This is a genomic window from Sedimentitalea nanhaiensis DSM 24252 (genome assembly GCF_000473225.1).
Lineage (GTDB): Bacteria > Pseudomonadota > Alphaproteobacteria > Rhodobacterales > Rhodobacteraceae > Sedimentitalea > Sedimentitalea nanhaiensis.
Window position 1 is genome coordinate 919,485 of record NZ_KI421509.1, and the last position, 26,036, is coordinate 945,520.

Sequence of the window (26,036 nt, forward strand, 5' to 3'; positions counted from 1 at the left end):
AACCGAGTTGGCTGACCAAACCCGGCAACAAAGTTATTGTCCTTCTCCCCCATAGCTGGGCCTTCCCTCAGAGTGGCGTTGCACATTTGAGACATAAGAGGTTCTGAATCCCTTGTCTTTGACGTGGCTCATATTCAGCTCAGTGCGGTTGTTGTTGATCGCATTCATCCATTGCGCACAAGGGGGCCGCGTTGTGCTTAGAACCGAAAACATCGAAAGTGCTGTTCAACGAAACCGCGATGAGCTGTTCCGCTTCGGAACGGCCCTGCTTTTTATCGTGGGAATCATGCTGTTCACCATCGTGCGCACAGATGGGGGCATCGACGGCATCCTTCTGGTCGCCGCGGCCATGATCGGTGGCTACATGGCGATGAACATCGGTGCGAACGATGTCGCCAACAATGTTGGCCCGGCTGTCGGATCGCATGCTATCACGCTGACCGGGGCAATCATGATCGCGGCCTTTTTTGAAGCCGGGGGCGCCTTGATCGCCGGGGGCGATGTCGTCGGCACGATCAAGAGCGGGATCATTGACCCGGACCTTGTTGCCGATCGCAATACGTTCATCTGGCTGATGATCGCAGCCCTGCTTGCTGCTGCGGTCTGGCTGAATTTCGCGACCGTCATCGGCGCACCGGTGTCCGCCACACATTCCATCGTCGGCGGCGTGCTGGGGGCGGGAATCGCCTCCGCAGGCTGGGGTATTGCGGACTGGTCGGTCGTGGGCAAGATTGCTGCAAGCTGGGTGATTTCACCGGTCATGGGCGGTTTGATTGCGGCCGGTTTTCTCTACGTCATCAAGCGCTCGATCACCTACAAGCAAGACGTTCTGACCGCGGCCAACCGCATGGTTCCTGTGCTCGTCGCGATCATGGCATGGGCATTTTCCACATATCTGATGCTGAAAGGCGTGAAGAAGATCGTCTCGGTTTCATTCCCTGTCGCAATTCTGGCCGGCCTTGGCCTGGCCGCCGTCGCCTACGTTTTCCTGCGGCCCTATATTGCGCGCCGAACAGCCGAGCTTGAAAACCACAAGGCCAGCGTCAATGACCTGTTCACGATTCCCCTGATTTTCGCAGCGGCGCTGTTAAGCTTTGCCCATGGTGCCAACGACGTGGCCAACGCGGTCGGGCCGCTTGCCGGCATCAACGATGCCATCGTCGGCGGAGGCGTGATCACCAAAGCCTCGATTCCACTCTGGGTCATGGCCGTCGGTGCGATCGGAATTGCGTTGGGCTTGGCACTCTATGGACCCAAACTGATCCGGACAGTCGGTAGCGAGATCACCGAACTGGACAAAACGCGTGCATTCTGTATCGCGCTGGCGGCCGCGATAACCGTTATCATGGCCTCGCAACTGGGGTTGCCCGTCAGCTCGACCCATATCGCAGTAGGCGGTGTCTTTGGTGTCGGCTTCCTGCGTGAATACATCAAATCCAGCTATGCGCGCATGCTGGAGCAGATCCGCGAACATCACGCCAACAATGATCCCGAAGCCGTAGACGATTTTCTCGCCCGGTTCGAGGCAGCCGATGTGGCAATGAAGGGCGAGATGCTGCGCAATATGAAGGCCCAAGCCTCAGGCGATCGTCTACTGGGCAAACGCGAAAGACGCGACCTCGGCCGTGTGCACCGTGTCGAGCTCGTTAAACGCAATCTTCTGCTGCGTATCGCGGCAGCATGGATCATCACGGTCCCGGTCGCAGCGGTCCTCGCGGCGATGTTCTTCTTTATGCTACGCGGGATGCTTCTGCCTTGATATGTTGTTCCCATCCCTACTGTTGACCGCATCACACCTTGCGCGGCACTGAAACCGGTGCGCGAAAGTGTCGCGAAATGGTAAGAAGTCGCGGTTGTGCTGGCGCTACACTGGCGCGGAACCGTTGGTCTCCGGTTCGTCGTTGGCACGCCTGACTTGTTCAGGCCGCCATTTTCACGGGCGCCCACCAAACCTGGTGTCCAACCAGATTGATGAACTAAGGGATTTCTTCAAAATGATTTTTTCCAAATCCTCCGACCTTCTCGCCTGTATCCTAGTGCTCGCTGGGACCGCCACGCAGGCGGAGCCGGTCAAGGTCAACGTGATGAACTTTATCGCAGCGCAGACGGCCATGCAGTTCGACAGCTATCAGAAACAGGCCGGTGGGGTGAACAAGGTGCTCAACATCCGCGAGCCGGTAGCGATCGACAACCAGCCGACGATCCGGTTGAACCGCGACACGCTTTACAGCTTCATGGTGGTGGACATAAGCAAGGGGGCGACCATCACGCTGCCCGATGCCGGGTCGCGCTACCGCTCCATGATGGTGGTGAACGAAGCCAACTACATCAATGCCGTCTATCTCGATGGTGGTCGCCACGAACTGACGAAAGAAGAATTCGGGTCCGACCATGTCTTTATTGGGATTCGAACCTTGGTCGATTCGAACTCGTCCGGCGATATCAAGGCCGTGCACAAGCTGCAGGACGCGATCGGGATCGAGGCAAAGTCCGCCACGCCTTTCACCGCGCCGGACTATGACCAGACCAGCTACAAGGCCACGCTCGATCCGTTGCTCGACCTTGGCAAGGGCGTACCCGATTCCACCGGCTGGTTCGGATCGAAAGAAGACACCACGCCCATCGGCCACCTTATCGGCACCGCGGTCGGCTTTGGCGGGCTGCCGCAGAAGCACGCCTTTTACCTGAACGTCAATCCCGGCTTGCCTGTCGGTGAATATCAACTGACCGCCAAGGATGTCCCCGTCAGAGCGTTCTGGTCGGTCAGCCTTTACAACGACAATGGCTATTTCCAGAAGAACCCCGAAGGCGCCTACAACTTCAACAGCGTCAACGCGGAGAAAAACTCCGACGGCTCGATCACCATCAACTTCGGCGGCTGCGATGACAGTCGCGTCAATTGCCTGCCGATCATGGAAGGATGGAACTATGGCGTGCGCCTCTACGAACCCGAAAAGGCGATCCTCGACGGCAGTTACATCTTCCCCTCGGTGGCCGAAGTGACCTCGGCCGGCGCATCACAAGGCAGCCGTCAAGATGTCACCCTCCGTGGCGACCCTTTTTCGTATTGAGAAGAGAAGAATGACATTCAAAGCACAAATCGCAACCTGGGCACTGGGCCTGACGCTCGCGCTGCTTGGTCTTGCCGCCACGCCGCAAACCGCGGGTGCGCAACAGGCGCTGTCAGCCGATGAGGCGAAATCCATCGCCGAAGAGGCCGCGATCTATGGCCTGCCGATGGTGATGAATTACAGCGTGATGTACCAGTTCGCGATCGACACAAACAGCAGCCAGTACAAGGCGCCGTTCAACCAGATCAGCAGCATGGCCAGCCTGGCGTCGCCAAAGGATACCGCCATCGTCACGCCGAACAGCGATACGATCTATTCCTTTGTCTGGATGGATCTGCGTGCCGAACCATTGGTCGTCTGCGTGCCCGAGATCGAGAAATCCCGGTATTATTCCGTTCAGCTGATCAATCTTTACACCTACAATTTCGACTATATCGGCAGCCGGACAACGGGCAACGGCGCAGGATGCTATGTGATCGCCGGCCCGCACTGGTCCGAAGACACCCCGAATGGAATCGACAAAGTCATTCGCTCGAGCACCGAGTTCGGCTTTGCGATCTACCGCACCCAGGTCTTCGGTCCGTCCGATCTTGACAAGGCCAAGAACGTGCAGGCCGGATACACCGTCTCGACCCTGTCCACGCATACCAAGACCGCGGCACCGACCGCTGCACCCGCGGTCGACTGGATGAAGTTCGACAACGAAACCGCGAAAAAGGACCCGCTGAGTTACTTGGCGTTCATCCTGCAATTCGCCCCTGCCATCGGCGAAGCCGAGGCGGAACAGCCGCTGCGCGACAAGTTCGCCCGGATTGGAATAGAGGCGGGCAAACCATACCCTTCCATCGGTCTCCCGGACGACGTGAAATCCGCCATCGCTGAAGGCCTGAAAGCGGGCGCGCAAAAGACCGAGACCAAGAAAGAGAACGTAGGCCGGGTGGTCAATGGCTGGCAGATTTCACAAGGCCTGTTCGGCGATCGCGCCATGCTGAAGGACGATTATCTGACGCGGGCGGCGGCGGCGCTTGTCGGGCTCTATGGCAACGATACCGCAGAAGCGTTCTATCCTTTGACCCGGAAGGACGCGAACGGCACGGACCTCGATGGCAGCAAGAGCGACTACACGCTGACATTTCCGGCAGGCGAGCTTCCGCCCGTAAATGCGTTCTGGTCGGTCACCATGTATGACGGAAAGACCCAACTCCTGATCGAGAACAGCATCGATCGTTATCTCGTCAATTCACCCATGCTGCCCGATTTGCAGAAGAACGAGGACGGTTCCCTGACACTCTACATCCAGAAAGAAGAGCCGACGGACGCCAAGGCAAAGGCCAACTGGCTGCCGGCACCGGACGGCCCGATTTACATGGTCATGCGTCTCTATTGGCCGGCCAAGGCCGCGTTGGATGGCGATTGGCAGCCGCCTGGGATTGCTCCGGCAAATTAGAAACCGAAGGCCCGGAGGCCGAGTGCGATCACATCGTTGCCGTCCAGAAATTGCGCGGCCGCGAAGGCAGAGGCGACCGTGGTCAACTCGTTGATCGCACCTGCGCCGGAGCGTCGCCTCTAAGGAGTGCCATCAGCGTGGTTGCCGGGTTCGAACCCGCGCCTACCGCCGTCTTCGCCTCGCCGCCCTGCGCGACAAGATACAGCACGGCCCCGGCGTCAGGTCCGTCGACAATACCCAAGCCGAATTCCCCGTTTTCGTCCGTGCGCACGGCACCGAGCATTTGAGGTGTATCCTGGCCAGCCTGCAGACCGACACCTGAGCTCCTGCAATTGGCGTGGCCTTGTGCGACATCCCCGAATGTTAGGTCTCCGATGCGGGTCTGGATACAGGCCAAGGTGAACAGCCTGGGTCTTGACGTGACGGTCATCGATATGTCGCTCGTCCTCGGGCACGCTTTTCCTACCCTCAATTGAGGATAATACAGGGCCCCTGTCTTGCCATTTTGCGCCACTCTTACCCCTGTGTCCGGACCCGCGAAGCAGCCTGACGCCAGGCGCTTGGGGATTGATTGGCGCGTTTCGCGAAGGCGCGAGAAAACGCGCCCGGCGTTGCGTAACCCAGGCGGGCGGCAATTTCACAGACCGGCACCTCGGTCTGGCTCAACAGATCCTTCGCCCGCTCGTGACGCGCTGATGACACGATCTCGCGGCAGCTCGTGCGCGCTTCTGCCAGACGCCGCTGCGGGGTTCGGCTTGTTGTGCCGGTCTTGCGCGCAACCTCTGCAATCGTCGGCTGCTTCGAATAGGACAGGTTCGTCACGATCTTGCGAACGCGGTCCAACGTCAGCAAGTTTTTTGCATTTTGCGCCATAGCCGTTGTAAGCTGCCAAGGTATTTTGATGCAGGAGGCACCATTGTAGTGCTGTGCGCCCCGAGAATCTTACCCATCCGCGCCACATGGCACGCTCTGGGAACGCCAGACATCCAAGCCGGAAATTCAAAAGCAAGCGCGGGGACTCTCGGTCTCCGACACGGTGACCGGGCATGACGCCTGTCCCGCTTGTCCGTGCTGTGCATCTGAATGTCTATCTGAACGTCCTGAGAGAAATCGGGGAGCCTGTTGATCGCTTGTTGAATCGGGTGGGATTGCCGGGGTCGGTCGAGGACAACCCGAACGCATATCTGCTTGTCCCGCGGGTGCTCGCCCTTGTCTCCGCCTGTGGCGGATCGCACGCCGCGATGCATCTCGGGTTTCGTGCCGCACAAAACCTGTCGTTCCAGAGTTTGCGTCCGGAGACTCAAGCCGCTTTCCTGAACGCGCCGAGCGGCCGCGCCCGGCTCAGAGCGATGGTCCGTCGCTGCACCTTCGAGGATAGCGCGCTGGTCGGGGGGATGGTCGAAGAAGGGCGCAATCTGCGCGTGCGCTGCGATATGGTCGGGTTCGAAGAGAGCCCGGCTCTCGCCTATTCGGAATGGCTCCAGATCTACGCCTTCCTTTTAGCGGTGCGCTCCATCGCGGGGGCAGATTGGTGTCCCGAGGAGATCACGCTCACCACTCATGGCACCCCGCCCGACGCCGCATATGCCGCCTTGCCGAACGCGCGGATACTGCTGGGCCAACCACATTGCTCGATCCTGGTTCCAATCGAAACGCTGGCCCGTCCCTGCAGACGGCCTGCGGCCCCGCCGGTAGGATCCACTCCGGAGACGCATGCCCAGCTGCAGACCTGGACCTACGGGAGGGGTTTGCGAGAAATGCTGAAGCCCTACATGAACGATGCGCCGCTCGATCTCGCAGAGGCGGCAGAGATGCTTGGCACCACGGCGCGCACCTTGCAGCGGCGGCTCGATCGCAATGGCATGAGTTTCCGGAAGGTGCTCGACGAGGCGCGCTACGAGATCGCTTGCGACTTGCTCGCTGACCGCGCGATGAAGATCATCGACGTCTCCTTCGCGACCGGCTACGAGAACCCCCAGCACTTTACCCGTGCATTCCGGCGGCTGGCCGGTATCTCGCCTCGGGACTATCGAAAGTCCCTCGCTCTTGCAGGTTAGCGCGCGCCGAAGCCTGCGCACCGTTGAGTGTCATGGGGGCCCGTCGGCCGTCGTTTTTCAAGGCGACCAACGGCTCGCAGCCGGTAACGCCGCCGCAATGAGCTTTTCGAAAAGAGGGCTTGGCGCCAAGTGAAAACAAACGCGACGATGCCGGGGCATTCTGATACGGCAGACGAGATCAGAACCTTGTGCGCGGGTGGCGCTTCCTCGGCGAACGCCGTCGCGCGAACCGGGACGCGTTCGCCCTATTGGCGCGTGGGGCCGAGATCGACATGCATGCACCCCGCGCGCGGATAGAAGCCGAACCCGACCGCCCACGCCGCATCCTCGAAGACAGGCAAGTTGCACCGTTGCCGAGTGAACCCTTCTTCCATTCCGGAAAAATCTCGAACAAGTCCTTTCGCTGGAAATTACCCAGCCCTGCTATTGTTACAGGAGCCGGACGACAATGTTCGGTTGGCGGCCTTTTTTGAGATCAGAACTTCATGCGTATCGAACAGAATGATGCACCTGTTCCACTGTTCAGCGACGCGCAGCTTTTTCGAGGAATGCGGCGTGGTCCGAGTTCGAGTATATGGCGAAGTTGACCGGCCTCATGCGAGGTGGGGCAACTTCGCCCCGGCGACGTCGCCGGGGCTGCTTTCGTAGAGGATCAGTACCCGAGGGTCGCGGCGTCGACGCGGCGCGGATCCGAGGCTCCGAAAAGGTAGCCGCTTTCCTTATCCACGAGGATCGATTGGGTCGAACCCATCACTGATTTTTCGCTGACCTTGTGGCCCCGCTGTTCGAGCAAACCGATCGTGTCGAGGCTGATGCCGTCCTCGATCCGGATTTCATCCGGCAGCCACTGGTGGTGGATGCGGGGCGCAAAGGAAGCCTCGGCAACGTTCATCCCGTGGTCGATGACATTCATGATGACCTGCAACGTGGTGGTGATGATGCGCGAGCCTCCAGGCGAGCCGGTGACCATGAACACCTCTCCGTCTTTCATCACGATCGTCGGCGACATCGACGAAAGCGGCCGCTTGCCGCCCTCGACAGCGTTGGCATCCCCGCCGATCAGGCCATAGGCATTGGGCACGCCGGGCTTGGCGGCAAAGTCATCCATCTCGTTGTTCATGAGAACGCCGGTGCCATCGGCAACCATTCCGGAACCATAGGAAAAGTTGATCGTGTAGGTGTTGGAAACGGCGTTGCCATCCTTGTCCACGATCGAGAAATGTGTGGTCTGGTCGGACTCGTAAGGTGCGAGATTGCCCGGCTTGATTGTGACCGACGGGGTCGCCGCGTTGAGACTGATGCCGGCGCGGATATCGTCGGCATAGGTCTTGGAGGTGATCTCTGCCAGAGGCACATCCACGAAATCGCTGTCGCCGAGATATTCCGAACGGTCGGCATAGGCGCGTTTCATCGCCTCGGACATGAGGTGAATCGTGTCGGCGGAATTGTGGCCGAGGAAGGAGATCGGATAGTCCTCGAGAACATTGAGGATCTGGATGATATGCGCGCCACCTGAACTGGGGGGCGGCATTGAAACGATCTCGTAGCCGCGATAGGTGCCCCGAACCGGGTCGCGCAGAACCGGCGTATAGCCGGCCATGTCCTCTACGGTGATGCGGCCACCGGCGGCCTGCACCGCTTCGGCGATTTTCACCGCCGTCTCGCCCTTGTAAAAGCCGTCCGTACCTTCATCGGCGATCTTCTGCAGGGTATTGGCGAGGTCCGCTTGCACAAGGGTCTCGCCGGGTTCGTAGAAACCGCCGCCTGCCTTGTAGAAGATGCTCTCGGAGGTCGACCATTTCTTCAGCCGGGCCTCGAGCCCCTTGAGACTGTCGGCAAGGCCGGGAGTCACCGCGATCCCGTCGCGGGCAAGGGCTATCGCCGGTTCGATCACTTCGGCGAGAGTCATGCTTCCGTAGTTTTCGAGCGCCATTTGCATTCCGGCAACCGTTCCAGGCACACCGACGGCCAGACCCGTGTAGCGCGAGAGTTCGCTGTCGGCGTCGCCTGCGGCGTCGAGAAACATGTCGCGATCCGCGGATGCGGGTGCCATTTCGCGATAGTCTATGGCCTTGGTTTCGCCGGTTTCCGCGTCATGGACGACCATGAACCCGCCACCGCCGATATTGCCGGCGCGCGGCAGGGTTACAGCCAGGGCAAAGGCCACAGCAACGCCTGCGTCAACGGCATTGCCGCCTGCCTTGAGGATGTCGAGTCCGATCTGGGCCGCCACCGCTTCCTGCGCCGAAACCATGCCGTTTTCAGCATAGACCGGATGAACGCGGTCGCTCCCGGAGAAGATCGCCGCTTCCTGGGCGTAAAGCGCGGGTGCCGCCGACATGGCAAAACACACCGCCCCTGTGATAACGTGTCTCATTGAAGTCCTCCCATTTGTCTTGCGTGTCCTGAGCGTCGCAGTTTCGAGTCAAAGGTGCAACATCGGCGTCGGGCACCATGGGAAGCTTCAGCCCCCTTCGCGGGCCCTGTCAAAGAATTTTCGCGGTCATTTCAGCATCGCAATACCGTCAATGGGATATTTCGGCGACCCGCGTCGATGCCCTGGCATGGCGTGCCGATGCGCTGTCCTGTACCCCCGACTACAGGCCCCCCCCGCGTAGAAGATCTTCTGCCGTGGAACTGATCGAAAAAACGGCCTGACCGGACGCTTATATGGGGCATGATTCTGACCTTGCGGTTGCAGACCAGTCCCAAGAATCCGCAGGCTCGTGATTGAATATGCAAAAGAAATTTGGTTGTGCCCTTACCCTGGACGAACCTCGAGTTTTCCGGCTTGCAAAAGCTCCTGGGATCCGGCAAATACCGTCGGCACGGAGAGGTGGCCGAGTGGTCGAAGGCGCACGCCTGGAAAGTGTGTAGGCGGGAGACCGTCTCCAGGGTTCGAATCCCTGTCTCTCCGCCACAAACCAATCGCGAACCCGAGACGAGGCCCCAGTGAGGGCCTTTTTTCTTTTTGGTTCAAAGGGGTTTAACGATGCCATCCGACTTTCGGAGACTGGCATTTGGGCCTAAATCGGTCTCTAAAGCCCCCGCGTCTCTTTCCACCCGCCCTTCACCCAAATCGAGACGCATTCAAAACTGTCTGTCTTTTCAGAAGCTTGCTGAAAATGGATTGCGCCGCAGTTGAGGCAGGTTCGACCGCTATCGAAACGGTCAGAGACACCTGAAGGCGGCGTGGTTCTTCGAAGCAGTGCGAAAGGTCGCGAGAAGTCTTTGATGACAAACAGACTTTCCGCTCATAGCCTGGCGGCATGTCGAATGGGCCCTGGACCGATGAAGAAAACGACCTGATCGTCGCGGATTACTTCGCGATGCTGGCCGAGGACATGGCGGGCCGTCCCTACAACAAGGCTCAGCACCGGCGCAGTTTGATGCCCCTATTGCGGAGCCGAACGGAAGGCTCGATCGAGTTCAAGCATCAGAATATCAGCGCGGTGCTGAAGGGGCTCGGTGAAGATTGGATCCCCGGCTACAAGCCAGCGTTCAATTTCCAGATGACCTTGGTCGATGCTGTGGCGCGTTGGTTGGCATGGAACCCGGCCTGGCTTGGGCGGATGCCGGGCTCGCGACCAGTAAATGGTTTGCGCGAGGCTGCGCAGATCTGGATTGGACCTTCACCGACGTTGTCGAACCAGCCGCCGCCGCAAGAACTGGAGCAGATGCTGCATGTTGCCCGAAAATTCGACGTGGCGGGTCGAGACGAACGCAACCGGGCCCTTGGCCGGGCGGGAGAAGAACGCGTCGTGGCTCATGAACGATCCGCACTGAAAATAGCCGGTCGGGATGATCTGGCACGAAAGGTGCGTTGGGTTTCAGAAGAGGACGGCGATGGTGCCGGGTATGACATTGCCAGCTTCGCGCCGGACGGACGGGAGCGATTGCTCGAGGTGAAAACGACAAACGGCTGGGAACGCACGCCCTTTTATATCTCCCGCAATGAATTGGCGGTCGCCGAAGAGCGCCGGTCGGAATGGTGCCTGTTCCGGCTCTGGAACTTCTCGCGAGAGCCAAGAGCGTTTGAGTTGCACCCGCCGCTGGACGCCCATGTCTCGTTGACCGCGACGGCCTTTCAAGCAAGCTTTCACTGAGGTTTAGCTTGTTGCGCGGCTCAATTGTTCAAGGGTTGCTGCTTGGAAGGTGAAGATAACGGAAGCCAGTGACGAAATCGTTGTGCTTGCAGTCACAACGGCATTAATTGCGAATACTGGGCTTTTGCCGCCGGCGTATGCTTCCCATGGTTTGCGGCGAAAGCTGCCATTAAATACAAGATGGTGACTTCACTACGTCCGACGCCTCCACGGGCGACCACCATCCGAGTTTTCGTTGATGAAATCACACGCTGCGTTGTCGTGTTCGATCACGGTGGCGCTGATTCCGGCAACATAGTTATCGCGAAGGTGGTCAATTCTAACGTAGTCGGCATCGGAACCTCGGTGCGCAACGTCTCCGCGCACCTTAACGAAATCGTTAATGAAGTCCTTGCCGCGGGTCCAATTCTTAGAGGGGTTCTCCCAACCGAGGAGCTTCTTGTAGGTTTCGTCAATAGGGCCAGCTTTAGGCGTGTTCAGACTGCCCACCACCTCTGTCACATGGGCAGTATAAACCTGCTCCCAACCAGAGCCTGCTAATTCGAGCGGTTTCAAATCGTGCTTGTGATCCCTGACCAAGCGAGACAGCTCTTTCTGTGCGCCTAGGGGAAGTTGGGTTGGGGCATTGGCTCGGCCTGCTAAGTGACCAGCAACCTCGATGGCAAGTTCCTCCACATAAAGCTCCCAAGACGCGCAGAGCATCAGGACGCCACTACGGGTTATATGCCCGAGGCCTCTTCGACCGCCTCCATCGTGATTTAATGTTCCATGGCTTTCAATGATCCTATTCACATCAACAAGCATCTTGTTTTCAAATTTGGCGAGGGCATTTGACGGCATAGATGTGACTGAACTCTTTGATTCTGATGAGACACGATAGCATTCAGATTCGCTTTCACTGCAATTTAAAACGCCCGCTCAGCTCATGCGTGTGGTGATCGCTGCCGCCGCAATACGGCAGCATCTTGGTCGCGCGAGTGCAGCGAATGTCAGGAATGCCGGGCCGCAGTGTATCGCTTCGCCATCTGATCTAGCGATCGAACAGGGCCGATCACGACGTTCAGGATCCAGTATTTTCGAATGCCCGTCTCGATTGTTCTGGCCAAGTCTCCCCCGCCAAAAAACACGCATCATACAGGCTGACCGCCGACGCCTCGCGCCCGCAGGTAAGACGCTTCAGCACCTCCGGCGCAAGATATGCCAGCCGCAACTGGCGGCTGACGTGCCGTTCTGCCAGTCCAACGGCCTCGGCCAGTTCCTGGATCGTGGCGAACTCACCGGCGTCCATGCGCCGCCGCCAGCCCCATGCCCGGCCTATGGCGCGCAGGACATGCGGGTCCTGCATATGGTCTTCGCTGGGCAAATAGTCGGCGGGCGGCAGGATTTTTGGCCGACCGTTCTTCTTGCGGACCTTCAACGGGATTAGCACGCGGATTGTGTCATCGGCATGCGTCATTCGGCGGCCTCCAGACTGCGCGGCGCGACCATCTCGCGGATGACGCCCGCAATCCCCTCGCGTCGGATGTCCACCTCAAGACCTGCGGCAGTGACAGTGACGCGCCGTACGAGAAGCTGGATGATCCGTGCCTGCTCGGCCGGGAATAGTTGCGCCCAGAGCCCGGTGAAATCATGAAGTGCTGCGATGGCGTCGGCCTCGGAAATCGCGCTATTTTCCGACTTCAGGGCCGCAATCACCTGTGTCACCACCTCCGGCGTCTGTAGAATGCGCCGGACCTCGGTCACGACCGCATCCTCGACCATTCCAGCCGCCAGCCGCATCGGGGCGGTCTCAGCACCGGTCTCGCGGTTCCGGATGACGTCCATCGACACATAGTAGCGGTAAAGCTTCGCGCCCTTCTTCGTGCTGGTGGGGGTCATGGCAGCGCCGGTGTCGCTGAAGATCAGCCCCTTCAAAAGAGCAGGAGTCCGGGATCGGCTATTGTTGGCCCGTTTGCGGGGGCTTTCCTGCAGGATGGCGTGGGCGCGATCCCAGAGGTCGTTGTCGATGATAGCGTCGTGCTCGCCCGGATAAGCCTTGCCCTTGTGGACGGCTTCACCACGATAAACTCGGTTGTTCAGGAGCCGATAGAGGTAGCCCTTGTCGATCAGCGTACCCTGCTTGTTGCGGAAGCCGTCGCGGCGGAGTTCGCGCGCGAGAACCGTCGCGGATCCCAGTTCGACAAACCGCTCGAAGATGCGCCGGACCGATGCGGCTTCGGCATCGTTCACCAACAGTTTGCGATCCTCCACATTATAACCCAGCGGAACATAGCCGCCCATCCAGATCCCACGCTTGCGCGATGCCGCCACTTTGTCGCGGATGCGCTCACCGATGACCTCGCGCTCGAACTGGGCGAAACTGAGCAGGATGTTCAGCGTCAACCGCCCCATGGACGTCGTGGTATTGAACGACTGCGTGACCGAGACGAAGGTGACGCCGTTGCGGTCGAAGATCTCGACCAGCTTAGAAAAATCCATCAGCGAGCGGCTGAGGCGGTCGATTTTGTAGACCACGACCACGTCGATCAACCCGTCGTCGATGTCGGCCAGAAGCTGCTTAAGACCGGGACGTTCGAGGGTGCCACCGGAAAAACCGCCATCGTCGTAGCGTTCGCGGGTCGCAACCCAGCCCTCGGATCGCTGGCTGGCGACATAGGCCTCGCAGGCCTCCCGCTGGGCATCGAGGCTGTTGAATTCCATGTCGAGCCCTTCCTCGCTCGACTTGCGGGTGTAGATGGCACAGCGCAGGCGGCGCTTGGGGCGGGCGTTGATATCCATCATGCTTCCTCCCGCTTGCGTTCACGCAGGCCGAAGAAGCGATAGCCATTCCAACGCGTTCCGGTGATGGCACGGGCCACGGCCGAGAGCGATTTGAACTTCCGGCCCTGCCAGTCGAAACCGTCTGTCAGAACGATCACAGTCTGCTCGACCCCGTCCCATTCCCGGATGAGCTTGGTCCCTATGACCGGATTGCGCGGATCAGCGATCTGGTTTTTCCGGCGCGCGACGCCTTCGACCTCATCGGCCAGCAGATCCAACATGCGGCGCGTTTCCCGGTCAGGGCCGCCGTAGGTCAGTTCCTGGATACGATAGGCGATGCGCATTTCCAAAAAGGTCCGGCTGTTGTTCGGCGCGGCACTGCCGAAAAGTTTTTCCCATTCGGCTTTCAGATCCCTGACCGACATGGCCTTCAGCGTGGCCAGGCGCGCTAGGACGGTTTGATCCATGGATCGGTCCTGCCCAGGTTTTGTAGGGCTTATCTTATTGTGATGCTTCATCAATTCCTCCGATGCGGATACGTTTTGCACGACGACCACCGCTCTTCCGGGGCGAGAAGTCCACGAAACTGTCTCCGCCTTCGGCAGATAAAGAACTGGCGTTTTCGGCGTTCAGGCGAATGACGCCAGCCGCCAGAATGCGGCCGATTTCTTCGAGGCGCGCATCCGCTGACATGCGCTCAGGACAAAGGGGATTGGCACCCGAAATCGGGCCTGATGTGATGCTGGGCATGACGACTTTTCGCGATTGGAATGATGCCATGAATGTATCGCGAAATCAGAAAATCACAAGCAATTCAATAATTTGCGGACAGCATCGACCTGCGCGTAGAGCCGCGTATTTCTGCGCAATGACTATGCGGCCGTAGGGGGCGCCAATTGGAGTCACAGAGCCGAATCAGCCTGCGCGACCATCCATGAATTTGTCGAATGTATCGATGGTCTGTTCTTCTTCCAGCTCGGCCATATCCCAGCGGGATGGAGCGCGGTCAGGATAAAGCAGCAGCGAGATCGTCATCTGGTCGTTGCGGGGCGAGAACACCGTCATTTCATGGACGGGCTCAGACCCTAACCAGACACCTGCCGGGTGGCGATGGCCATGGCGGCCGGTGTCCATGTCGACTTCTTGTGCGGCGAGAGAGGCCTGTGGAAGTTCGATCACGCTCTGCCGGGCGGCATAGAAGATCCCGGACTTGATCAAAGGCTCGCTGGACCATGCCCAGTCGATGAAGCCGTCCTTTCCGACGACGATCATGGCCCGCTTTTGGGTGATGGTCATCCATTTCAGAATCGCAGCGGTAAGCGATACGGCATAGCGGTCCGCCAGATCGGTCATCACGTCGATGTCGATGGGGCGGTCCTTGATCTGGGCTCGGAAGTCGTCGAGCGGCATCAAGAGGTAGGAGGCAAAAGTATTGGCCTCACCTTCGATCTTGTTCCGGCCCTCATCCCAGTCAGCCATGTTGCGGTTGCTACATTCGAGGCCGTTGGGGTTGGTCTGCCGGTGCAGCAGGTAGTGGCCCAGCTCATGGGCCAGCGTGAAGTTCCGCCGCCCCGGCGAACGGATGGTCTCATTGTAAATGATACCCCACTCACCGGAACCGTTGGGGTGCGGCATCAACATGCCTTCGACGCCCTTGGACAGGTCCAACCCGCCGACCATGGTGATCGGTGCGTCCGGAAACACCTGTCGTGAGAAATCCTGCGCCAGCGCCGCCACATCAATCGGAAAGCGCGGTAGCCCATGCGCTGCCTGATGCAGCGACAGGATCTGAGTAAGGCGGATTGCCCAACCCTGTGGCGTCGTGGGCAGGCTCAATCCTTCTTTCCCCACATATCGATCATCTGATTGATCTTAGCTTGGTCGTCCGGGGCGAGCTTGCTGAACTTGCGGAAGAATGCCTCCTTAAGAACCGCGTCTCCGGGCTCCTCGCTTTCATCAAGCAGATAATCGGTGGTGACCTCGAGGGCCTGAGCGATCCGTGTCAGTTTTTCTCCGGACGGCTTTCGTGCGTCGCGGTTTTCCAACTCCCAAATGTAGCTCTTGCTCGAGTCGGTCAGTTCCGCGAGCTTGTCTAGGGAGTATCCCTTTTCCTGGCGGTGGCGCTTGATCTTGGCGCCGAGGGACGTGGTCATCGTATCATCCTTGTTTTCCTTGGTTGCAGGAAGCTTGTTCGGTATGCCGAACAAAATCGTGCCGCGCAAGTAGACATGGCGGTTTGTTCGGTATATATCGAACAGCATCGTATCGCTTTGCGCCGATTCCCTCCTCCTCCTGGCCAGAAAGGGCTCCCATGACCGCTATTGCTGCCTTCCTCCGCAAGACCCCCGTCCCCCGACTGCAAGACTACTTCACCGCTGCTGGGTTTACCTCTCTTCCGCCGGTCGATTGGACCAAGCCCGAGTCGGAGGTCGTCGAGCCCTTGATTAAGGCAGTCGACGATATGAACGATGACGAAAAACAGCGCGTTGTTCTTGATGCAGGCCGGGTCGCTGCCCTCGCGGATGAGCCAGGACAGAACGCCTTGCAGAACGTGGTTCTCAACCGCGCTGTGTTCGACCCGCTGGAAGGGGCAAACAATCGCTCGCTCTGGGTCTTCCTCAATGAGACCGACCGTTTCCGTCTGGCGGAAGAGGTCCGCTACAATGATGAACGCCGCCGGACCCGGTCGTGGAGCGGTTTTGGAGTCGATGCTGATCTGGCAGTGCGGAAGGATCCCATCTCGATCGCGGCCTTCACCGCAGCGATCCGTGAGCGGTTTGAGACGCCGAATGTCCATGTCGACATCTTCGACCGCCATCGGGTGATCCTCGATGGCGAAGAGTGTGAGCTCGTCCAGGTCGCGGTTTATCGTGAGGGGCGCCCCGAGGACACGCTGGGCTTTGATGCCAACAGCACGCTGGCGCGTCGGATCGTAAAACCGGTGTTCGAGGCCGCATTGACCTATGAGGCAGCGACCGGCGTGATTGAGGTCGTGGCCAAGACCCGTGAGGATCGTATGGATCTGACGCGCTTCATGGCGCGGGATCTGCTCGGCATCACCATTGATGAGCACCAGGCGTTGCCGCTGCGCGAATATGATCTGAGCATGCTTCTGCAGCCTTTCGACTTTCCGACGGACCCGGCCGACGGCATCGCCAGTGTAACGGTCAAAGAATTGCGCCTGATGGATCTCGGGGATGCCAAAGAGCGCATCACGCTTGAATCCATGTCGGGTGCGGACCGGACGATCTGGCAGATGGCAGAACACCGCATCGGGTTGGATATCGGCGGCGGTACTCATGGGGCCGGTTTTGTAGGCGAGGTGCCTGAATGGGTGATCACCCGCGCGCGCTTCACGATCAAGTTCCACCCCGGTCCCGAAGGTGGGCGCGGTAAGTCGCTGGCTCTGACTGTGACCATGCCGCACGGCTGCAATCTGAAGGACATGACGCCACAGGAACGCCTGATCGGCGAGAAGTACCTGCGCCTGTGGGGCATCCTGAAAGACGACACCGATGAGGGCGATGTTCTTGAGTAAGCGGGCTGTTGACCTTTTGCTGCGGGCTATGGAAGCCCGCAGCACATCTGTTCAGGGCACGACGCTGCACCAGGTTTCGCCACGAGCGACCGAGATACTGCTTGAGGCCAAACTTCTCGTTGCTGGCGGGCGTGTTTCGGTCGTTGCCGCGATGGATGACTACGAAGACGAGCCGGTCGAGGTCACCTGGTCGCCAGTGCTGAAGTCATATGGCTACCACGACAGCGTAGGCCGTTGGATCCAAGTCGATGAGCAGGAGATCGCGGCCTATCGCGTCGACTATGGGCTGGCTCTCGCCAAAATGCTGGTGTCGTTCGAGCGACAGGGGCCGCCGGGACCGCAGCCACTGATCAAGGATCAGCTTTGGGATGTTGGCACCATCAGGCTTGCAGGCGCCAAAACCCCTGCGCCTGTCTGGTTTGCGCGGCGTCTCGGCGATCCCGCGGCCTGGGCGAGGGTCGAGGGGCTGTTCGAGCGCAGGCCTCCGGTGGAAGCCCGCATCATCCTGACGTCGACGCCGGGCGATCGCATTCCGGTCACCACTCACAAGCGCAATCACGTCATCAGCGTGGCAGACGTTATGGGACCCGGCAAGCTCGCGATCTCGCCGCAGGTTCTGCGGTCACGGGTGTTCCCGGGTCAAGTCCAGCGCCGTTTCCCGATCGACCATTCGGATGACTACGGCATTGTCTGGCTGCGGAACGAAACCCTTACTTTCCGTAGCGACAAACAGCGGCAACTGTTGGGCTTGCTGTTCGATGCATACTGGTCCGGTTCGCCTGAGTGTCGGACAGCCGCCGTTCTGTTTGAAGCCGGTTACAAGGACGGTACGAACGCCTTCGCAAAGGTTTTCAGCGGCCGTGACGATTGGCGTTCATTTCTAAAGTACGCCGAAGGAAACTGCTGGATCGAGCCCTGATCCAAGGAAATCTTGCGATGACAAAAGCCGTCCTCCGGGGCGGCTTTTTGCTTTTGTGGCTCTCCTACCAGTTCCCCTACCGCACACCTTCCTGAGCCCTGCCACCCCCTCCGCCATGTTGATCCCGCAAGTGTTCGCAAAAACCCGAAGGAGGTTCAAATGGCGCTAAGGCACCTTTCCCAGATCGAGCTGGCGGCTCGCTGGAACATTTCACACCGCACGCTGGAGCGTTGGCGGTGGACGGGTGAAGGCCCGAAATTCATCAAACTCGGGGGGCGGGTGATTTACCGGCTCGAAGATGTCGAGGCTTTCGAGGTCGAGCAGATCCGCGGCTCGGACCACGAGCCCCACCGCCCGATGTCGGCGTAAGGGGGACCAACATGACAATTTCTAACCACATCACACTGGCCGATATCCACCGCATGCCAGTTGGCCAGATCGCCGCACTGCCCGCTGATCAGCTGGCAATGCTGAAGGAGACGGCCGATCAGCAGCTCACCCAGGCCAAAACCGTATCTGATTGGCTCGATGGTGCCATCTCCCTGAAATACGCCGAACGTGCAGCCGAATGCCGTCATGAGGCGGGCAAGGACACGGGCACGATCCGCTTTGAAGATGGCGACGTCACCGTGATCGCCGACTTGGCGAAACGGATCGATTGGGATCAGGCGAAACTCGCCCAGATCGCCGAAAACATCGCATCGGCTGGCGAGGACCCGGCCGAGTTCATCGAGACCACGTTGAAGGTGTCAGAGCGCAAATACACTGCACTGCCGGAGTCCTGGCGCAAGGGTTTTGAACCCGCGCGCACGGTCCGGACCGGCAAGCCCAAGTTCCGCCTGTTGCTGGGCGAGGAGGTGCGCTGATGGCTATTTCTCTTGCATCTCTGCGCACCACCTCGGTGCTCCAGCCGCCGCGCATCCTGATCCACGGGGTTGCCGGGGTCGGAAAATCCACCTTCGCGGCTGACGCTGGCGCGCCGGTGTTCATCATGACCGAGGACGGTCTCGGCAAATTGCAGGTCCCGCATTTTCCGTTGGCGACCAGCTATGCTGAAGTGGCGGAAGCGCTCGACGCATTGCTGGATGAAGATCACGATTATGGGACCGTCGTTGTTGACAGCGTAGACTGGCTCGAGCCGCTGATCTGGGCTGAAGCGTGCAAACGCAACGGCTGGCAGTCGATCGAAACCCCGGGCTTTGGCAAGGGCTACGCCGAGGCTCTGACCGTCTGGCGCGAATATCTCGATAAGCTGAATGCGCTTCGCGATCGGAAGGGCATGGTGGTTATCCAGATTGCCCACACCGACATCAAGCGTTTCGACAGCCCCGAGCACGAACCCTACGACCGGTATGTGATCAAGCTGCAGACCCGCGCCTCGGCGCTGCTGCAGGAGCATTCCGATGTGGTGCTCTTCGCGAACTACCAGATCTCGGTCGCAAAATCTGATGTCGGCTTCAACAAGAAGGTGACCCGGGCGCTCGGGTCTGGTGCGCGTGTCATGCACACCGAAGAGCGTCCCGCCTTCCTCGCCAAGAACCGTTACGGCCTGCCGGACACCCTGCCGCTCGAGTGGTCAGAGTTCCTCGCAGCCATGCCCCAACCTGAATAATCCGCACCTGAAAGGATACGACCATGGCACGTTTTGACGCCGCATTTGATGCCTCGGGCATCGAGCCCACCACCGCCTATGAGCTGCTGCCCGCAGGCAAATACAGTGCCCAGATCGTCGAGAGCGAGATGCGCGTGACCCGCAACGGCATGGGCCAGTTCCTCTGGCTGATGCTGGATATTCTGGATGGCCCGCACAAGGGCCGGAAGATCTTCGACCAGCTGAATCTGGTGAACCCGAACCCGACCACGGTCGAGATTGCGCAGCGGACGCTGTCGGCGATCTGCCATGCGACGGGCAAGATGCAGGTCAGCGACAGCGAGGAACTGCACCTCATCCCGATGACGATCCAGGTGACGGTGAAGCCGCCCAAGAACGGCTACGGGGAGAGCAATGCGATCCGCTACATGACGCCGGAACAGGGCATGGCCGCACCGCAAGCGGTGAAGAAAGCCCAGACTGCCGGGGACTCAGCAGCAGCCCCGGCCAAGATGGCCTCCGCTCCCTGGAACAAGAAGGGCTGATGCTCCGCGCTGCTCCGCCCTTGTTCGCCGGGGCAGCGCCCAAACACATCTGAGGATATTTCCATGACTGATCTGACCAACGCGGCCCCTGTGGCCGTGATCAGCCCCGGCTTGCCTGAAGACCAGCGCCGGTTGATCGAACTCGACGACGATATTGCCAAGATCCGCACACAGATCGCGACCGCCGATCTGGCACGCCAGCGGTGCCAAAAACCCATCGACCCCGACTGGTTCCACCGGGCGCGGACTGCGCTGCGCCATCTTTGCCGCGAACGGGCAGAACTGCTCGCGAAAGGCACCGGCCGCCGTCGCCGTGAAAAGCTGAAGGACGCGCTGCTTGACGTTCTGCGTGACCGGCATGACCCGGAGACCTGGAGCGGCATTCTGGCCGAGGCCCAAGCCCGTAGCGAACGGGAGGGCTTGTGATGGCTGATCTTCCCGCACCACCCACGCCGACACTGACGGCGATCTATGCGTCTTATGAGGCGCGGCAGGGCGATGGCTTTCGCGATCACCTCGGCGCGTCGATCATCGGTAAATCCTGCGCACGCGCGCTCTGGTATGATTTCCGCTGGGTGACGCCTTCACACCATTCCGGCCGCCTGCTGCGTCTCTTCGAGACCGGCCAACTGGAAGAGGACCGTATGGTCCGCAACCTGCGCGCCACCGGTGCGACGGTGCTTGAGGTTGATCCGGACACTGGCCGCCAGTTCCGTGTCGAAGCCCATGGCGGTCATTTCGGCGGCTCGCTCGATGGTGTCGCCCTCGGGCTGCTTGAGGCCCCGAAGACCTGGCACGTGCTCGAGTTCAAGACGCATTCGGCGAAGAGCTTTGCCGACTTGATTGCAAAAGGCGTGGTGCTGTCCAAGCCCCAGCACGCCGCGCAGATGCAGATCTACATGCACCTGACCGGCATCACCCGCGCGCTATACGTCGCAGTCTGTAAAGACACGGACGAGCTGCATGTCGAGCGGATCGAAGCCGATCCCGCCATGGCTGAGCGGCTCCTTGAAAAGGCCGGTCGGGTCATCTTCGCCCAGCACCCGCCCGCGCGGATCAGCGAGGACCCGGCCTGGTTCGAGTGTCGATTCTGCGATCATCATGCCGCCTGTCACGAGGGGGACGGGGCCGCCGTGAATTGCCGATCCTGCCTGCACGCGACGCCGATCGAAGGCGGGTGGCACTGCGCCCGCCACGTCCAAATGCTGGCTCCACCCGAGCAGCGCGCCGCCTGCGGCAAACATCTCTTCATCCCCGATCTCGTGCCGGGTGAGGTCGTCGATGCGGGAGAGGATATCGTCACCTACCGCATGGCTGATGGCTCCTCCTGGTCAAATGACGCCCGTATCACGGAGGCCGCGCCATGCTGACCCTGCGCCCATACCAAAACGCTGCGATCTCTTCGATCTACGGCTATTTCCAGACCAACACCGGCAATCCGCTGGTGGTCATTCCGACAGCTGGGGGCAAAAGCCTGGTCATGGCCGCCTTCATCGAAGGCGTGCTGAAGGCCTGGCCCGATCAGCGCATCCTGATCGTGACCCATGTGCGCGAGCTGATCGCGCAGAACTATGCCGAGATGATCGGCCTTTGGCCTGACGCGCCAGCGGGCATCTATTCGGCGGGTCTGGGTAAGCGCGAGGCGCAGGCGCGCGTCTTGTTCGCAGGCATCCAGTCGATCCATCGCCGGGCCCGCGAAATCGGCCACACCGATCTGGTGCTGATCGACGAGGCCCATCTGATCCCGGGCAAATCAAGCACCATGTATCGGCGTTTTCTCGATGCGCTGAGCGCGATCAACCCGGCGCTGAAGGTAATCGGTCTGACGGCCACGCCGTTTCGGCTCGACAGCGGCATGCTGCATGAAGGCAAGAACGCGCTCTTTACGGACATCGCCTACGAAGCCCCGGTCCGCGACCTGATCGATCAGGGCTTTCTAAGCCCGCTTGTTTCAAAGCAGCCCGCCACCCGGCTTGATGTGTCGAAAGTTGGCAGTCGTGCCGGTGACTTCATTGCCCGCGACCTGGCAGCGGCGGTCGACCAGGAGGCGACCACCCGGGCGGCAGTCACCGAGATCATCGACTATGGCAAGGATCGGAAATCCTGGCTGGCTTTCTGTTCGGGTGTCGATCACGCCCGCCATGTCGCTGAGGAATTCGGACGTCAGGGTATCACCTGTCAGACGATTTTCGGGGACACACCCAAGGACGAGCGAGATGCCATCATCGCCGCGTTCAAGCGGGGCGAAATCCGCGCGTTGGCGTCGATGGGCGTGCTGACTACCGGCTTCAACGCCCCGGCCGTCGATCTCATTGCGCTCCTGCGTCCGACGCAATCGGCCGGGCTCTATGTCCAGATGGTCGGTCGAGGCACGCGTCTGGCACCGGGCAAGGAGAACTGCCTCGTTCTGGATTTCGCGGGCAATGTTCGACGCCACGGGCCGATCGATCTGGTGCGTCCGAAACGTCCCGGCGAGAATGGCGGGGGCGAGGCACCCACAAAGGTCTGCCCCATGTGTGAGAGCATAGTGGCGCTCTCGGCCACCGAATGTCCGGACTGCGGCTATGAATTCCCGGCCCGTGAGGTGAAGATTGCGCCGACCGCAGCCACGCTGCCGGTCCTGTCGCCAAAAGCGTCTCAATGGCTGCAGGTGAGCGGCGTATCCTACACCCGACACGACAAACGCGGCGGGCGGCCGTCGCTCAAGGTCACTTACAGCTGCGGTCTTGCCACCTACAGCGAATGGGTCTGTTTCGAGCATAAGGGCTATGCGCGCCAGAAGGCCGCCGATTGGTGGCGCAAACGTGCACCAGGTCTGCCCGTTCCGCTTAGCGTGAATGAGGCCATTGCGCAGGCAAACCGTCTCACGCGCCCAAGCGAAATCTCGGTCCGTCCATCGGGCCGCTATTTTGAAATCTCCGGCTACAGGTTCGATCCATGCGCCAAATCCACCCCGGCCTCTGCGCCGTCTGCCACCGGGAACCTCGCGGCTTTGGCTGGTTCAACCCGATCTTCCGGATCTCGGACCAGCGAAGGGACGCAAGCCGCAAGCGCCTCTGCTCTCGCGCCTGCCAGGACATCTGCCATGGGAGGAAGGGCATGATCGACCCCACTCCGAACGAGAGCGAGGCCATGAGCGTCGGCGGCCAACAAGGCGGTGAATACCTCGAGAGCATAGGTAAATCCGATTTAACGACGCTGACCGAGACCGAGTGGGACCGCTTCATCGACGCGGTCGTCACCGGATATTGCGACCACCTGCGGGAGCTTGCGGCCAAGGACCGCACGCGGCTCGACGGGATGAGCCCGGAGGTGCCCTTCTGATGGCCGAGACATCCTACATGGCGCGTTTCGGCGCGCGGCTGGTCACCAACGGCTATGCCATTCTGCCGATTGGCCCGGGCACCAAGAAGCCGGGGCGGTTCCAACGAGGGGCCTGGACCGATTATCCAGAATGGAACCGGCATGCAGAGCGCCCCACGACCGAGGTGGAGGTGACGACATGGTCGGCTTGGCCCGAGTGCGGCATCGGGATCGTTGGCGGCGCAGTTGCTGCTGTCGACATCGATATCGTCGAGGATCCTGAATTGGCGCTCCAGATCGAGCAACTTGCGCGCCAACGGCTGGGCGATACGCCCGCCTTGCGCATTGGTCGCGCCCCAAAGCGCATGCTGATTTACCGCACGGCCGCGCCGTTCCGGGGAATCAAGCACCACCCTTTGGAAGTGCTCTGCCTCGGCCAGCAGTTCCTTGCTTATGCCGATCATCCGGACACGTGCGCCCCCTATGTCTGGCCCGAGGAAGGGCTGGCTGATCTCGACATCACCGATCTGCCAGAAATCACCACCGAGACAGCAGCCGCATTCTTGGACGAGGCTTATGCGCTGCTCCCCGAGTCGTTACGGCAGCGAGGGTTTTCAGCCATGTCGCCTGCGGCAGAACACCTGCGTAGCCATAACCAGGTCGGTACAAGGCCTGCCATCCAGGCGGCGTTGGAATGGTTGCCCAACCTGGAACTCGACTACGACAGCTGGATGCGGGTTGGTATGGCCCTGAAGGGCGCGCTCGGTGAAGCCGGTAAAGACCTGTTCACGGATTGGTCAGCGCAGGCTGCGAAGGACGTACCCGCGACCACCGCCAAGGCGTGGACGAGCTTCAAACCCGATCGCATCGGGGCTGGTACGATCTATCACCTCGCCATGGAGCGCGGCTGGCAGCCTGACGCATCGCTGCGGCTTGATGGGTCTATGGCCTGCGACGGCAAGCATCCAGCGGCGGGGCTGTTGTCGAGGCTGGATGGTCATCCTGAAGAAGGCGTCGAAACCCCGGCGAGCTCGCCGTTCACGCTGGAGATGCCCGACGGGCTGGTGGGTGATTTGACGGATTACATGCTGTCGACGGCCCGGCGACCGCAGCCGCTTTTGTCGCTCGGAGCGAGCCTCTGTGCGATCGGCGCTCTGATGGGGCGGCAGTATCGGACCGAAAGCAACCTGCGTTCGAACCTGTATGTCGTCGGCATCGCCGACAGCGGGTCGGGGAAAAACCACGCCCGCGAGATCATCAACGAGGTCTTCTTCGAGGCGGGGCTGGCGCATCATCTCGGTGGCAACAAGATCGCCTCCGGGGCGGGTCTTCTGACCGCGCTGCACCGCCAGCCCGCGATCCTGTTCCAGATCGACGAATTCGGCATGTTCCTGGCGGCGGCAGCCGATCGACGGCGCAGTCCGCGTCATATCACCGAGATCCTCGACAACATGACCGAGCTCTATACCGCAGCGGGCGGAATCTTTCTCGGCGCGGAATACGCCAACCGTGATGGGTCGAACGAACGGCGCGACATCGTTCAGCCCTGTCTTTGCGTCTATGGCACCACGACGCCCTTGCACTTCTGGGGCGCGCTGCAGGGGGCAAATGTGGTCGATGGCTCGCTCGCTCGGTTTCTGATCCTGCCCAGCGACGAGGATTACCCGGACGAGAACATCGCCGTTGGGATCCGCCAGGCACCGCAAGCACTGATCCACGGATTGCAGGGCGTGGCCGCTGGGGGTGGGCACCAGAAGGGCAATCTTGCGGGCAAGACGGCCGATCAGAACACGACAGTAAATCCGACCATCGTGCCCATGACCGATGAAGCGAGGGCGCGTTTCAAGGCGCTGAGTGCCGAATTGACGGAGGAATTGCGGGCTGCAGCCGGGACAGCATTCACAGCGATCCTGGCTCGCATTGGTGAAAACGCGTTGAAGCTGGCGCTGATCGTAGCGGTTGGGCGCGACCCGGCAAAACCCGAGATCGACCTCTCGGTGGCGGACTGGGCTATCGACTTCGTGCGCCACTATGCGCGGCAGACCATGGAGGCAGTTGAGCGCCACGTGGCCGACACAGAGACCGAAGCCCACCTGAAACGGCTTAAGGAGGTAATCCGCGCAGCAGGAGCGAACGGGATTACCAAGTCGGAAATCACGCGTGCTGTTGATTGTCGCTGAGAACTGACCCGGCATTGTCACCGAGACTTGACCCACCCAGCTGTTATGTTCTTTGCGTCATGATGGCGTCAATGCTGCTGTCTCCTTTCGTTTCTTTTTCGCTGTCTCCGAGCTGGCCTTGAACCGATAGCTGTCATTGCCGGTCTCCAGGATGTGGCAGCGGTGGGTAAGGCGGTCGAGTAGCGCGGTGGTCATTTTCGCATCGCCGAACACGCTGGCCCATTCGCTGAAGCTCAAGTTCGTGGTGATGACGACGCTGGTGCGCTCGTAGAGTTTACTGAGAAGGTGGAACAACAACGCGCCTCCCGAAGCGCTGAACGGCAGATATCCCAACTCATCCAGGATCACCAAGTCGGTTTTCACCAGCGCCTCAGCGATCTTCCCCGCCTTGTTTTGGGCCTTTTCCTGCTCCAGCGCATTGACCAACTCAACCGTCGAGAAGAAGCGGACGCGTTTACGGTGATGTTCGATCGCTTGGATGCCAAGAGCGGTGGCGACATGCGATTTCCCAGTTCCTGG

At 60.2% G+C, this 26,036-nt stretch carries 27 protein-coding genes and 1 tRNA gene; 17 read left to right on the forward strand and 11 right to left on the reverse strand.

The features are described from left to right. Nucleotides 1-193: 193 nt before the first annotated feature. From NANH_RS0106130 to NANH_RS0106140, 3 genes are all read left to right on the forward strand, one after another. Nucleotides 194-1,759 carry an inorganic phosphate transporter gene (locus NANH_RS0106130; RefSeq protein ID WP_036050531.1) on the forward strand — a complete coding sequence of 522 codons (1,566 nt, stop codon included), beginning with the start codon at nucleotides 194-196 and terminating at the stop codon, nucleotides 1,757-1,759. Nucleotides 1,760-1,853: 94 nt separating this feature from the next. Next, nucleotides 1,854-3,071 (forward strand): DUF1214 domain-containing protein, encoded by a 1,218-nt coding sequence (locus NANH_RS25630; RefSeq protein WP_211237076.1) that lies wholly within the window; start codon nucleotides 1,854-1,856, stop codon nucleotides 3,069-3,071. 10 nt (nucleotides 3,072-3,081) lie between these two features. Next, complete coding sequence (locus NANH_RS0106140; protein WP_027261231.1) at nucleotides 3,082-4,518, forward strand: DUF1254 domain-containing protein; 1,437 nt, start codon at nucleotides 3,082-3,084, stop codon at nucleotides 4,516-4,518. Nucleotides 4,519-4,600: 82 nt separating this feature from the next. Here the strand turns inward: NANH_RS0106140 and NANH_RS0106150 are convergent, their stop codons facing one another. Continuing rightward, complete coding sequence (locus NANH_RS0106150; protein WP_027261232.1) at nucleotides 4,601-4,801, reverse strand: hypothetical protein; 201 nt, start codon at nucleotides 4,799-4,801, stop codon at nucleotides 4,601-4,603. A 233-nt stretch (nucleotides 4,802-5,034) separates the two neighbouring features. Continuing rightward, nucleotides 5,035-5,370, reverse strand: coding sequence for a helix-turn-helix domain-containing protein (locus NANH_RS0106160; RefSeq protein ID WP_161631362.1), 336 nt, complete (start codon nucleotides 5,368-5,370; stop codon nucleotides 5,035-5,037). A gap of 194 nt (nucleotides 5,371-5,564) precedes the next feature. Between NANH_RS0106160 and NANH_RS0106165 the strand changes: the two genes are divergently transcribed. Further along, on the forward strand, nucleotides 5,565-6,575 hold the full coding sequence (locus NANH_RS0106165) for a helix-turn-helix domain-containing protein (protein ID WP_027261234.1): 1,011 nt from the start codon (nucleotides 5,565-5,567) through the stop codon (nucleotides 6,573-6,575). Nucleotides 6,576-7,227: 652 nt separating this feature from the next. Here NANH_RS0106165 and ggt read toward each other — a convergent pair. After that, on the reverse strand, nucleotides 7,228-8,952 hold the full coding sequence (ggt, locus tag NANH_RS0106175; protein ID WP_036049485.1) for a gamma-glutamyltransferase: 1,725 nt from the start codon (nucleotides 8,950-8,952) through the stop codon (nucleotides 7,228-7,230). A 453-nt stretch (nucleotides 8,953-9,405) separates the two neighbouring features. Here ggt and NANH_RS0106180 point away from each other — a divergent pair. Both NANH_RS0106180 and NANH_RS0106185 read left to right on the forward strand, forming a co-directional pair. Continuing rightward, nucleotides 9,406-9,495 (forward strand) — tRNA-Ser (locus tag NANH_RS0106180). A 349-nt stretch (nucleotides 9,496-9,844) separates the two neighbouring features. Continuing rightward, nucleotides 9,845-10,681 (forward strand): DUF3883 domain-containing protein, encoded by an 837-nt coding sequence (locus NANH_RS0106185; protein WP_027261236.1) that lies wholly within the window; start codon nucleotides 9,845-9,847, stop codon nucleotides 10,679-10,681. A 192-nt stretch (nucleotides 10,682-10,873) separates the two neighbouring features. Here the strand turns inward: NANH_RS0106185 and NANH_RS0106190 are convergent, their stop codons facing one another. The 7 genes from NANH_RS0106190 to NANH_RS0106220 form a co-directional block, all read right to left on the reverse strand. Further along, nucleotides 10,874-11,521, reverse strand: a complete 648-nt coding sequence (locus NANH_RS0106190) for a HEPN domain-containing protein (protein ID WP_027261237.1) — start codon at nucleotides 11,519-11,521, stop codon at nucleotides 10,874-10,876. A gap of 220 nt (nucleotides 11,522-11,741) precedes the next feature. After that, nucleotides 11,742-12,137: a hypothetical protein gene (locus NANH_RS0106195; protein ID WP_027261238.1), complete on the reverse strand. Its 396-nt coding sequence runs from the start codon at nucleotides 12,135-12,137 to the stop codon at nucleotides 11,742-11,744. Then, the gene (locus tag NANH_RS0106200; RefSeq protein WP_027261239.1) at nucleotides 12,134-13,459 is read right to left on the reverse strand and encodes a recombinase family protein; all 1,326 of its coding nucleotides are present in this window, start codon (nucleotides 13,457-13,459) and stop codon (nucleotides 12,134-12,136) included. The genes NANH_RS0106195 and NANH_RS0106200 overlap by 4 nt, the downstream gene beginning before the upstream one ends. After that, entirely contained in the window at nucleotides 13,459-13,908 is a 450-nt protein-coding gene (locus tag NANH_RS0106205; RefSeq protein WP_027261240.1) for a DUF2924 domain-containing protein, read from the reverse strand. The genes NANH_RS0106200 and NANH_RS0106205 overlap by 1 nt, the downstream gene beginning before the upstream one ends. Before the next feature lie 34 nt (nucleotides 13,909-13,942). Next, nucleotides 13,943-14,191: a hypothetical protein gene (locus NANH_RS28415; RefSeq protein WP_139236460.1), complete on the reverse strand. Its 249-nt coding sequence runs from the start codon at nucleotides 14,189-14,191 to the stop codon at nucleotides 13,943-13,945. Nucleotides 14,192-14,356: 165 nt separating this feature from the next. Further along, nucleotides 14,357-15,277 carry an ImmA/IrrE family metallo-endopeptidase gene (locus tag NANH_RS0106215; RefSeq protein WP_036049488.1) on the reverse strand — a complete coding sequence of 307 codons (921 nt, stop codon included), beginning with the start codon at nucleotides 15,275-15,277 and terminating at the stop codon, nucleotides 14,357-14,359. Further along, a complete protein-coding gene (locus NANH_RS0106220) occupies nucleotides 15,274-15,702 on the reverse strand; it encodes a helix-turn-helix domain-containing protein (protein WP_211237077.1) in 429 nt (142 codons plus the stop codon). Before NANH_RS0106220 ends, NANH_RS0106215 begins: the two co-directional genes overlap by 4 nt. Nucleotides 15,703-15,752: 50 nt before the next feature. Between NANH_RS0106220 and NANH_RS0106225 the strand changes: the two genes are divergently transcribed. From NANH_RS0106225 to NANH_RS0106275, 11 genes are all read left to right on the forward strand, one after another. Continuing rightward, complete coding sequence (locus NANH_RS0106225; protein WP_027261244.1) at nucleotides 15,753-16,979, forward strand: hypothetical protein; 1,227 nt, start codon at nucleotides 15,753-15,755, stop codon at nucleotides 16,977-16,979. Further along, on the forward strand, nucleotides 16,957-17,898 hold the full coding sequence (locus NANH_RS0106230) for a hypothetical protein (RefSeq protein ID WP_139236458.1): 942 nt from the start codon (nucleotides 16,957-16,959) through the stop codon (nucleotides 17,896-17,898). The genes NANH_RS0106225 and NANH_RS0106230 overlap by 23 nt, the downstream gene beginning before the upstream one ends. 159 nt (nucleotides 17,899-18,057) lie before the next feature. Beyond that, nucleotides 18,058-18,267, forward strand: a complete 210-nt coding sequence (locus tag NANH_RS0106235) for a helix-turn-helix transcriptional regulator (RefSeq protein WP_027261246.1) — start codon at nucleotides 18,058-18,060, stop codon at nucleotides 18,265-18,267. 11 nt (nucleotides 18,268-18,278) lie between these two features. Then, entirely contained in the window at nucleotides 18,279-18,764 is a 486-nt protein-coding gene (locus tag NANH_RS0106240) for a hypothetical protein (RefSeq protein ID WP_027261247.1), read from the forward strand. Then, entirely contained in the window at nucleotides 18,764-19,510 is a 747-nt protein-coding gene (locus NANH_RS0106245) for an ATP-binding protein (RefSeq protein WP_027261248.1), read from the forward strand. The genes NANH_RS0106240 and NANH_RS0106245 overlap by 1 nt, the downstream gene beginning before the upstream one ends. 23 nt (nucleotides 19,511-19,533) lie before the next feature. Next, entirely contained in the window at nucleotides 19,534-20,034 is a 501-nt protein-coding gene (locus NANH_RS0106250) for a DUF669 domain-containing protein (RefSeq protein WP_027261249.1), read from the forward strand. Between the two features lie 63 nt (nucleotides 20,035-20,097). Next, nucleotides 20,098-20,460: a hypothetical protein gene (locus NANH_RS0106255; protein WP_051372262.1), complete on the forward strand. Its 363-nt coding sequence runs from the start codon at nucleotides 20,098-20,100 to the stop codon at nucleotides 20,458-20,460. Continuing rightward, entirely contained in the window at nucleotides 20,460-21,404 is a 945-nt protein-coding gene (locus NANH_RS0106260; RefSeq protein ID WP_027261251.1) for a PD-(D/E)XK nuclease family protein, read from the forward strand. Before NANH_RS0106255 ends, NANH_RS0106260 begins: the two co-directional genes overlap by 1 nt. Beyond that, nucleotides 21,398-23,137: a DEAD/DEAH box helicase gene (locus NANH_RS25635; RefSeq protein WP_074920655.1), complete on the forward strand. Its 1,740-nt coding sequence runs from the start codon at nucleotides 21,398-21,400 to the stop codon at nucleotides 23,135-23,137. Before NANH_RS0106260 ends, NANH_RS25635 begins: the two co-directional genes overlap by 7 nt. After that, on the forward strand, nucleotides 23,134-23,358 hold the full coding sequence (locus tag NANH_RS0106270; protein WP_027261252.1) for a DUF6511 domain-containing protein: 225 nt from the start codon (nucleotides 23,134-23,136) through the stop codon (nucleotides 23,356-23,358). Before NANH_RS25635 ends, NANH_RS0106270 begins: the two co-directional genes overlap by 4 nt. Before the next feature lie 17 nt (nucleotides 23,359-23,375). Then, entirely contained in the window at nucleotides 23,376-25,517 is a 2,142-nt protein-coding gene (locus NANH_RS0106275; RefSeq protein ID WP_211237078.1) for a DUF3987 domain-containing protein, read from the forward strand. 57 nt (nucleotides 25,518-25,574) lie between these two features. Here the strand turns inward: NANH_RS0106275 and NANH_RS0106280 are convergent. After that, a partial coding sequence (locus tag NANH_RS0106280; protein ID WP_027261254.1) for an ATP-binding protein occupies nucleotides 25,575-26,036 on the reverse strand: 462 nt, incomplete at its 5' end.

Excerpts from the sequence above, each read along its gene's own strand:
- NANH_RS0106140 (WP_027261231.1), top strand. The coding sequence starts at position 3,082 with ATGACATTCAAAGCACAAATCGCAACCTGGGCACTGGGCCTGACGCTC.
- NANH_RS0106150 (WP_027261232.1), bottom strand. The coding sequence starts at position 4,801 with ATGCTCGGTGCCGTGCGCACGGACGAAAACGGGGAATTCGGCTTGGGT.
- NANH_RS0106165 (WP_027261234.1), top strand. The coding sequence starts at position 5,565 with ATGACGCCTGTCCCGCTTGTCCGTGCTGTGCATCTGAATGTCTATCTG.
- ggt (WP_036049485.1), bottom strand. The coding sequence starts at position 8,952 with ATGAGACACGTTATCACAGGGGCGGTGTGTTTTGCCATGTCGGCGGCA.
- NANH_RS0106185 (WP_027261236.1), top strand. The coding sequence starts at position 9,845 with ATGTCGAATGGGCCCTGGACCGATGAAGAAAACGACCTGATCGTCGCG.
- NANH_RS0106190 (WP_027261237.1), bottom strand. The coding sequence starts at position 11,521 with ATGCCGTCAAATGCCCTCGCCAAATTTGAAAACAAGATGCTTGTTGAT.
- NANH_RS0106195 (WP_027261238.1), bottom strand. The coding sequence starts at position 12,137 with ATGACGCATGCCGATGACACAATCCGCGTGCTAATCCCGTTGAAGGTC.
- NANH_RS0106200 (WP_027261239.1), bottom strand. The coding sequence starts at position 13,459 with ATGGATATCAACGCCCGCCCCAAGCGCCGCCTGCGCTGTGCCATCTAC.
- NANH_RS0106205 (WP_027261240.1), bottom strand. The coding sequence starts at position 13,908 with ATGGATCAAACCGTCCTAGCGCGCCTGGCCACGCTGAAGGCCATGTCG.
- NANH_RS28415 (WP_139236460.1), bottom strand. The coding sequence starts at position 14,191 with ATGCCCAGCATCACATCAGGCCCGATTTCGGGTGCCAATCCCCTTTGT.
- NANH_RS0106220 (WP_211237077.1), bottom strand. The coding sequence starts at position 15,702 with ATGCTGTTCGATATATACCGAACAAACCGCCATGTCTACTTGCGCGGC.
- NANH_RS0106225 (WP_027261244.1), top strand. The coding sequence starts at position 15,753 with ATGACCGCTATTGCTGCCTTCCTCCGCAAGACCCCCGTCCCCCGACTG.
- NANH_RS0106230 (WP_139236458.1), top strand. The coding sequence starts at position 16,957 with ATGAGGGCGATGTTCTTGAGTAAGCGGGCTGTTGACCTTTTGCTGCGG.
- NANH_RS0106235 (WP_027261246.1), top strand. The coding sequence starts at position 18,058 with ATGGCGCTAAGGCACCTTTCCCAGATCGAGCTGGCGGCTCGCTGGAAC.
- NANH_RS0106240 (WP_027261247.1), top strand. The coding sequence starts at position 18,279 with ATGACAATTTCTAACCACATCACACTGGCCGATATCCACCGCATGCCA.
- NANH_RS0106245 (WP_027261248.1), top strand. The coding sequence starts at position 18,764 with ATGGCTATTTCTCTTGCATCTCTGCGCACCACCTCGGTGCTCCAGCCG.
- NANH_RS0106250 (WP_027261249.1), top strand. The coding sequence starts at position 19,534 with ATGGCACGTTTTGACGCCGCATTTGATGCCTCGGGCATCGAGCCCACC.
- NANH_RS0106255 (WP_051372262.1), top strand. The coding sequence starts at position 20,098 with ATGACTGATCTGACCAACGCGGCCCCTGTGGCCGTGATCAGCCCCGGC.
- NANH_RS0106260 (WP_027261251.1), top strand. The coding sequence starts at position 20,460 with ATGGCTGATCTTCCCGCACCACCCACGCCGACACTGACGGCGATCTAT.
- NANH_RS25635 (WP_074920655.1), top strand. The coding sequence starts at position 21,398 with ATGCTGACCCTGCGCCCATACCAAAACGCTGCGATCTCTTCGATCTAC.
- NANH_RS0106270 (WP_027261252.1), top strand. The coding sequence starts at position 23,134 with ATGATCGACCCCACTCCGAACGAGAGCGAGGCCATGAGCGTCGGCGGC.
- NANH_RS0106275 (WP_211237078.1), top strand. The coding sequence starts at position 23,376 with ATGGCGCGTTTCGGCGCGCGGCTGGTCACCAACGGCTATGCCATTCTG.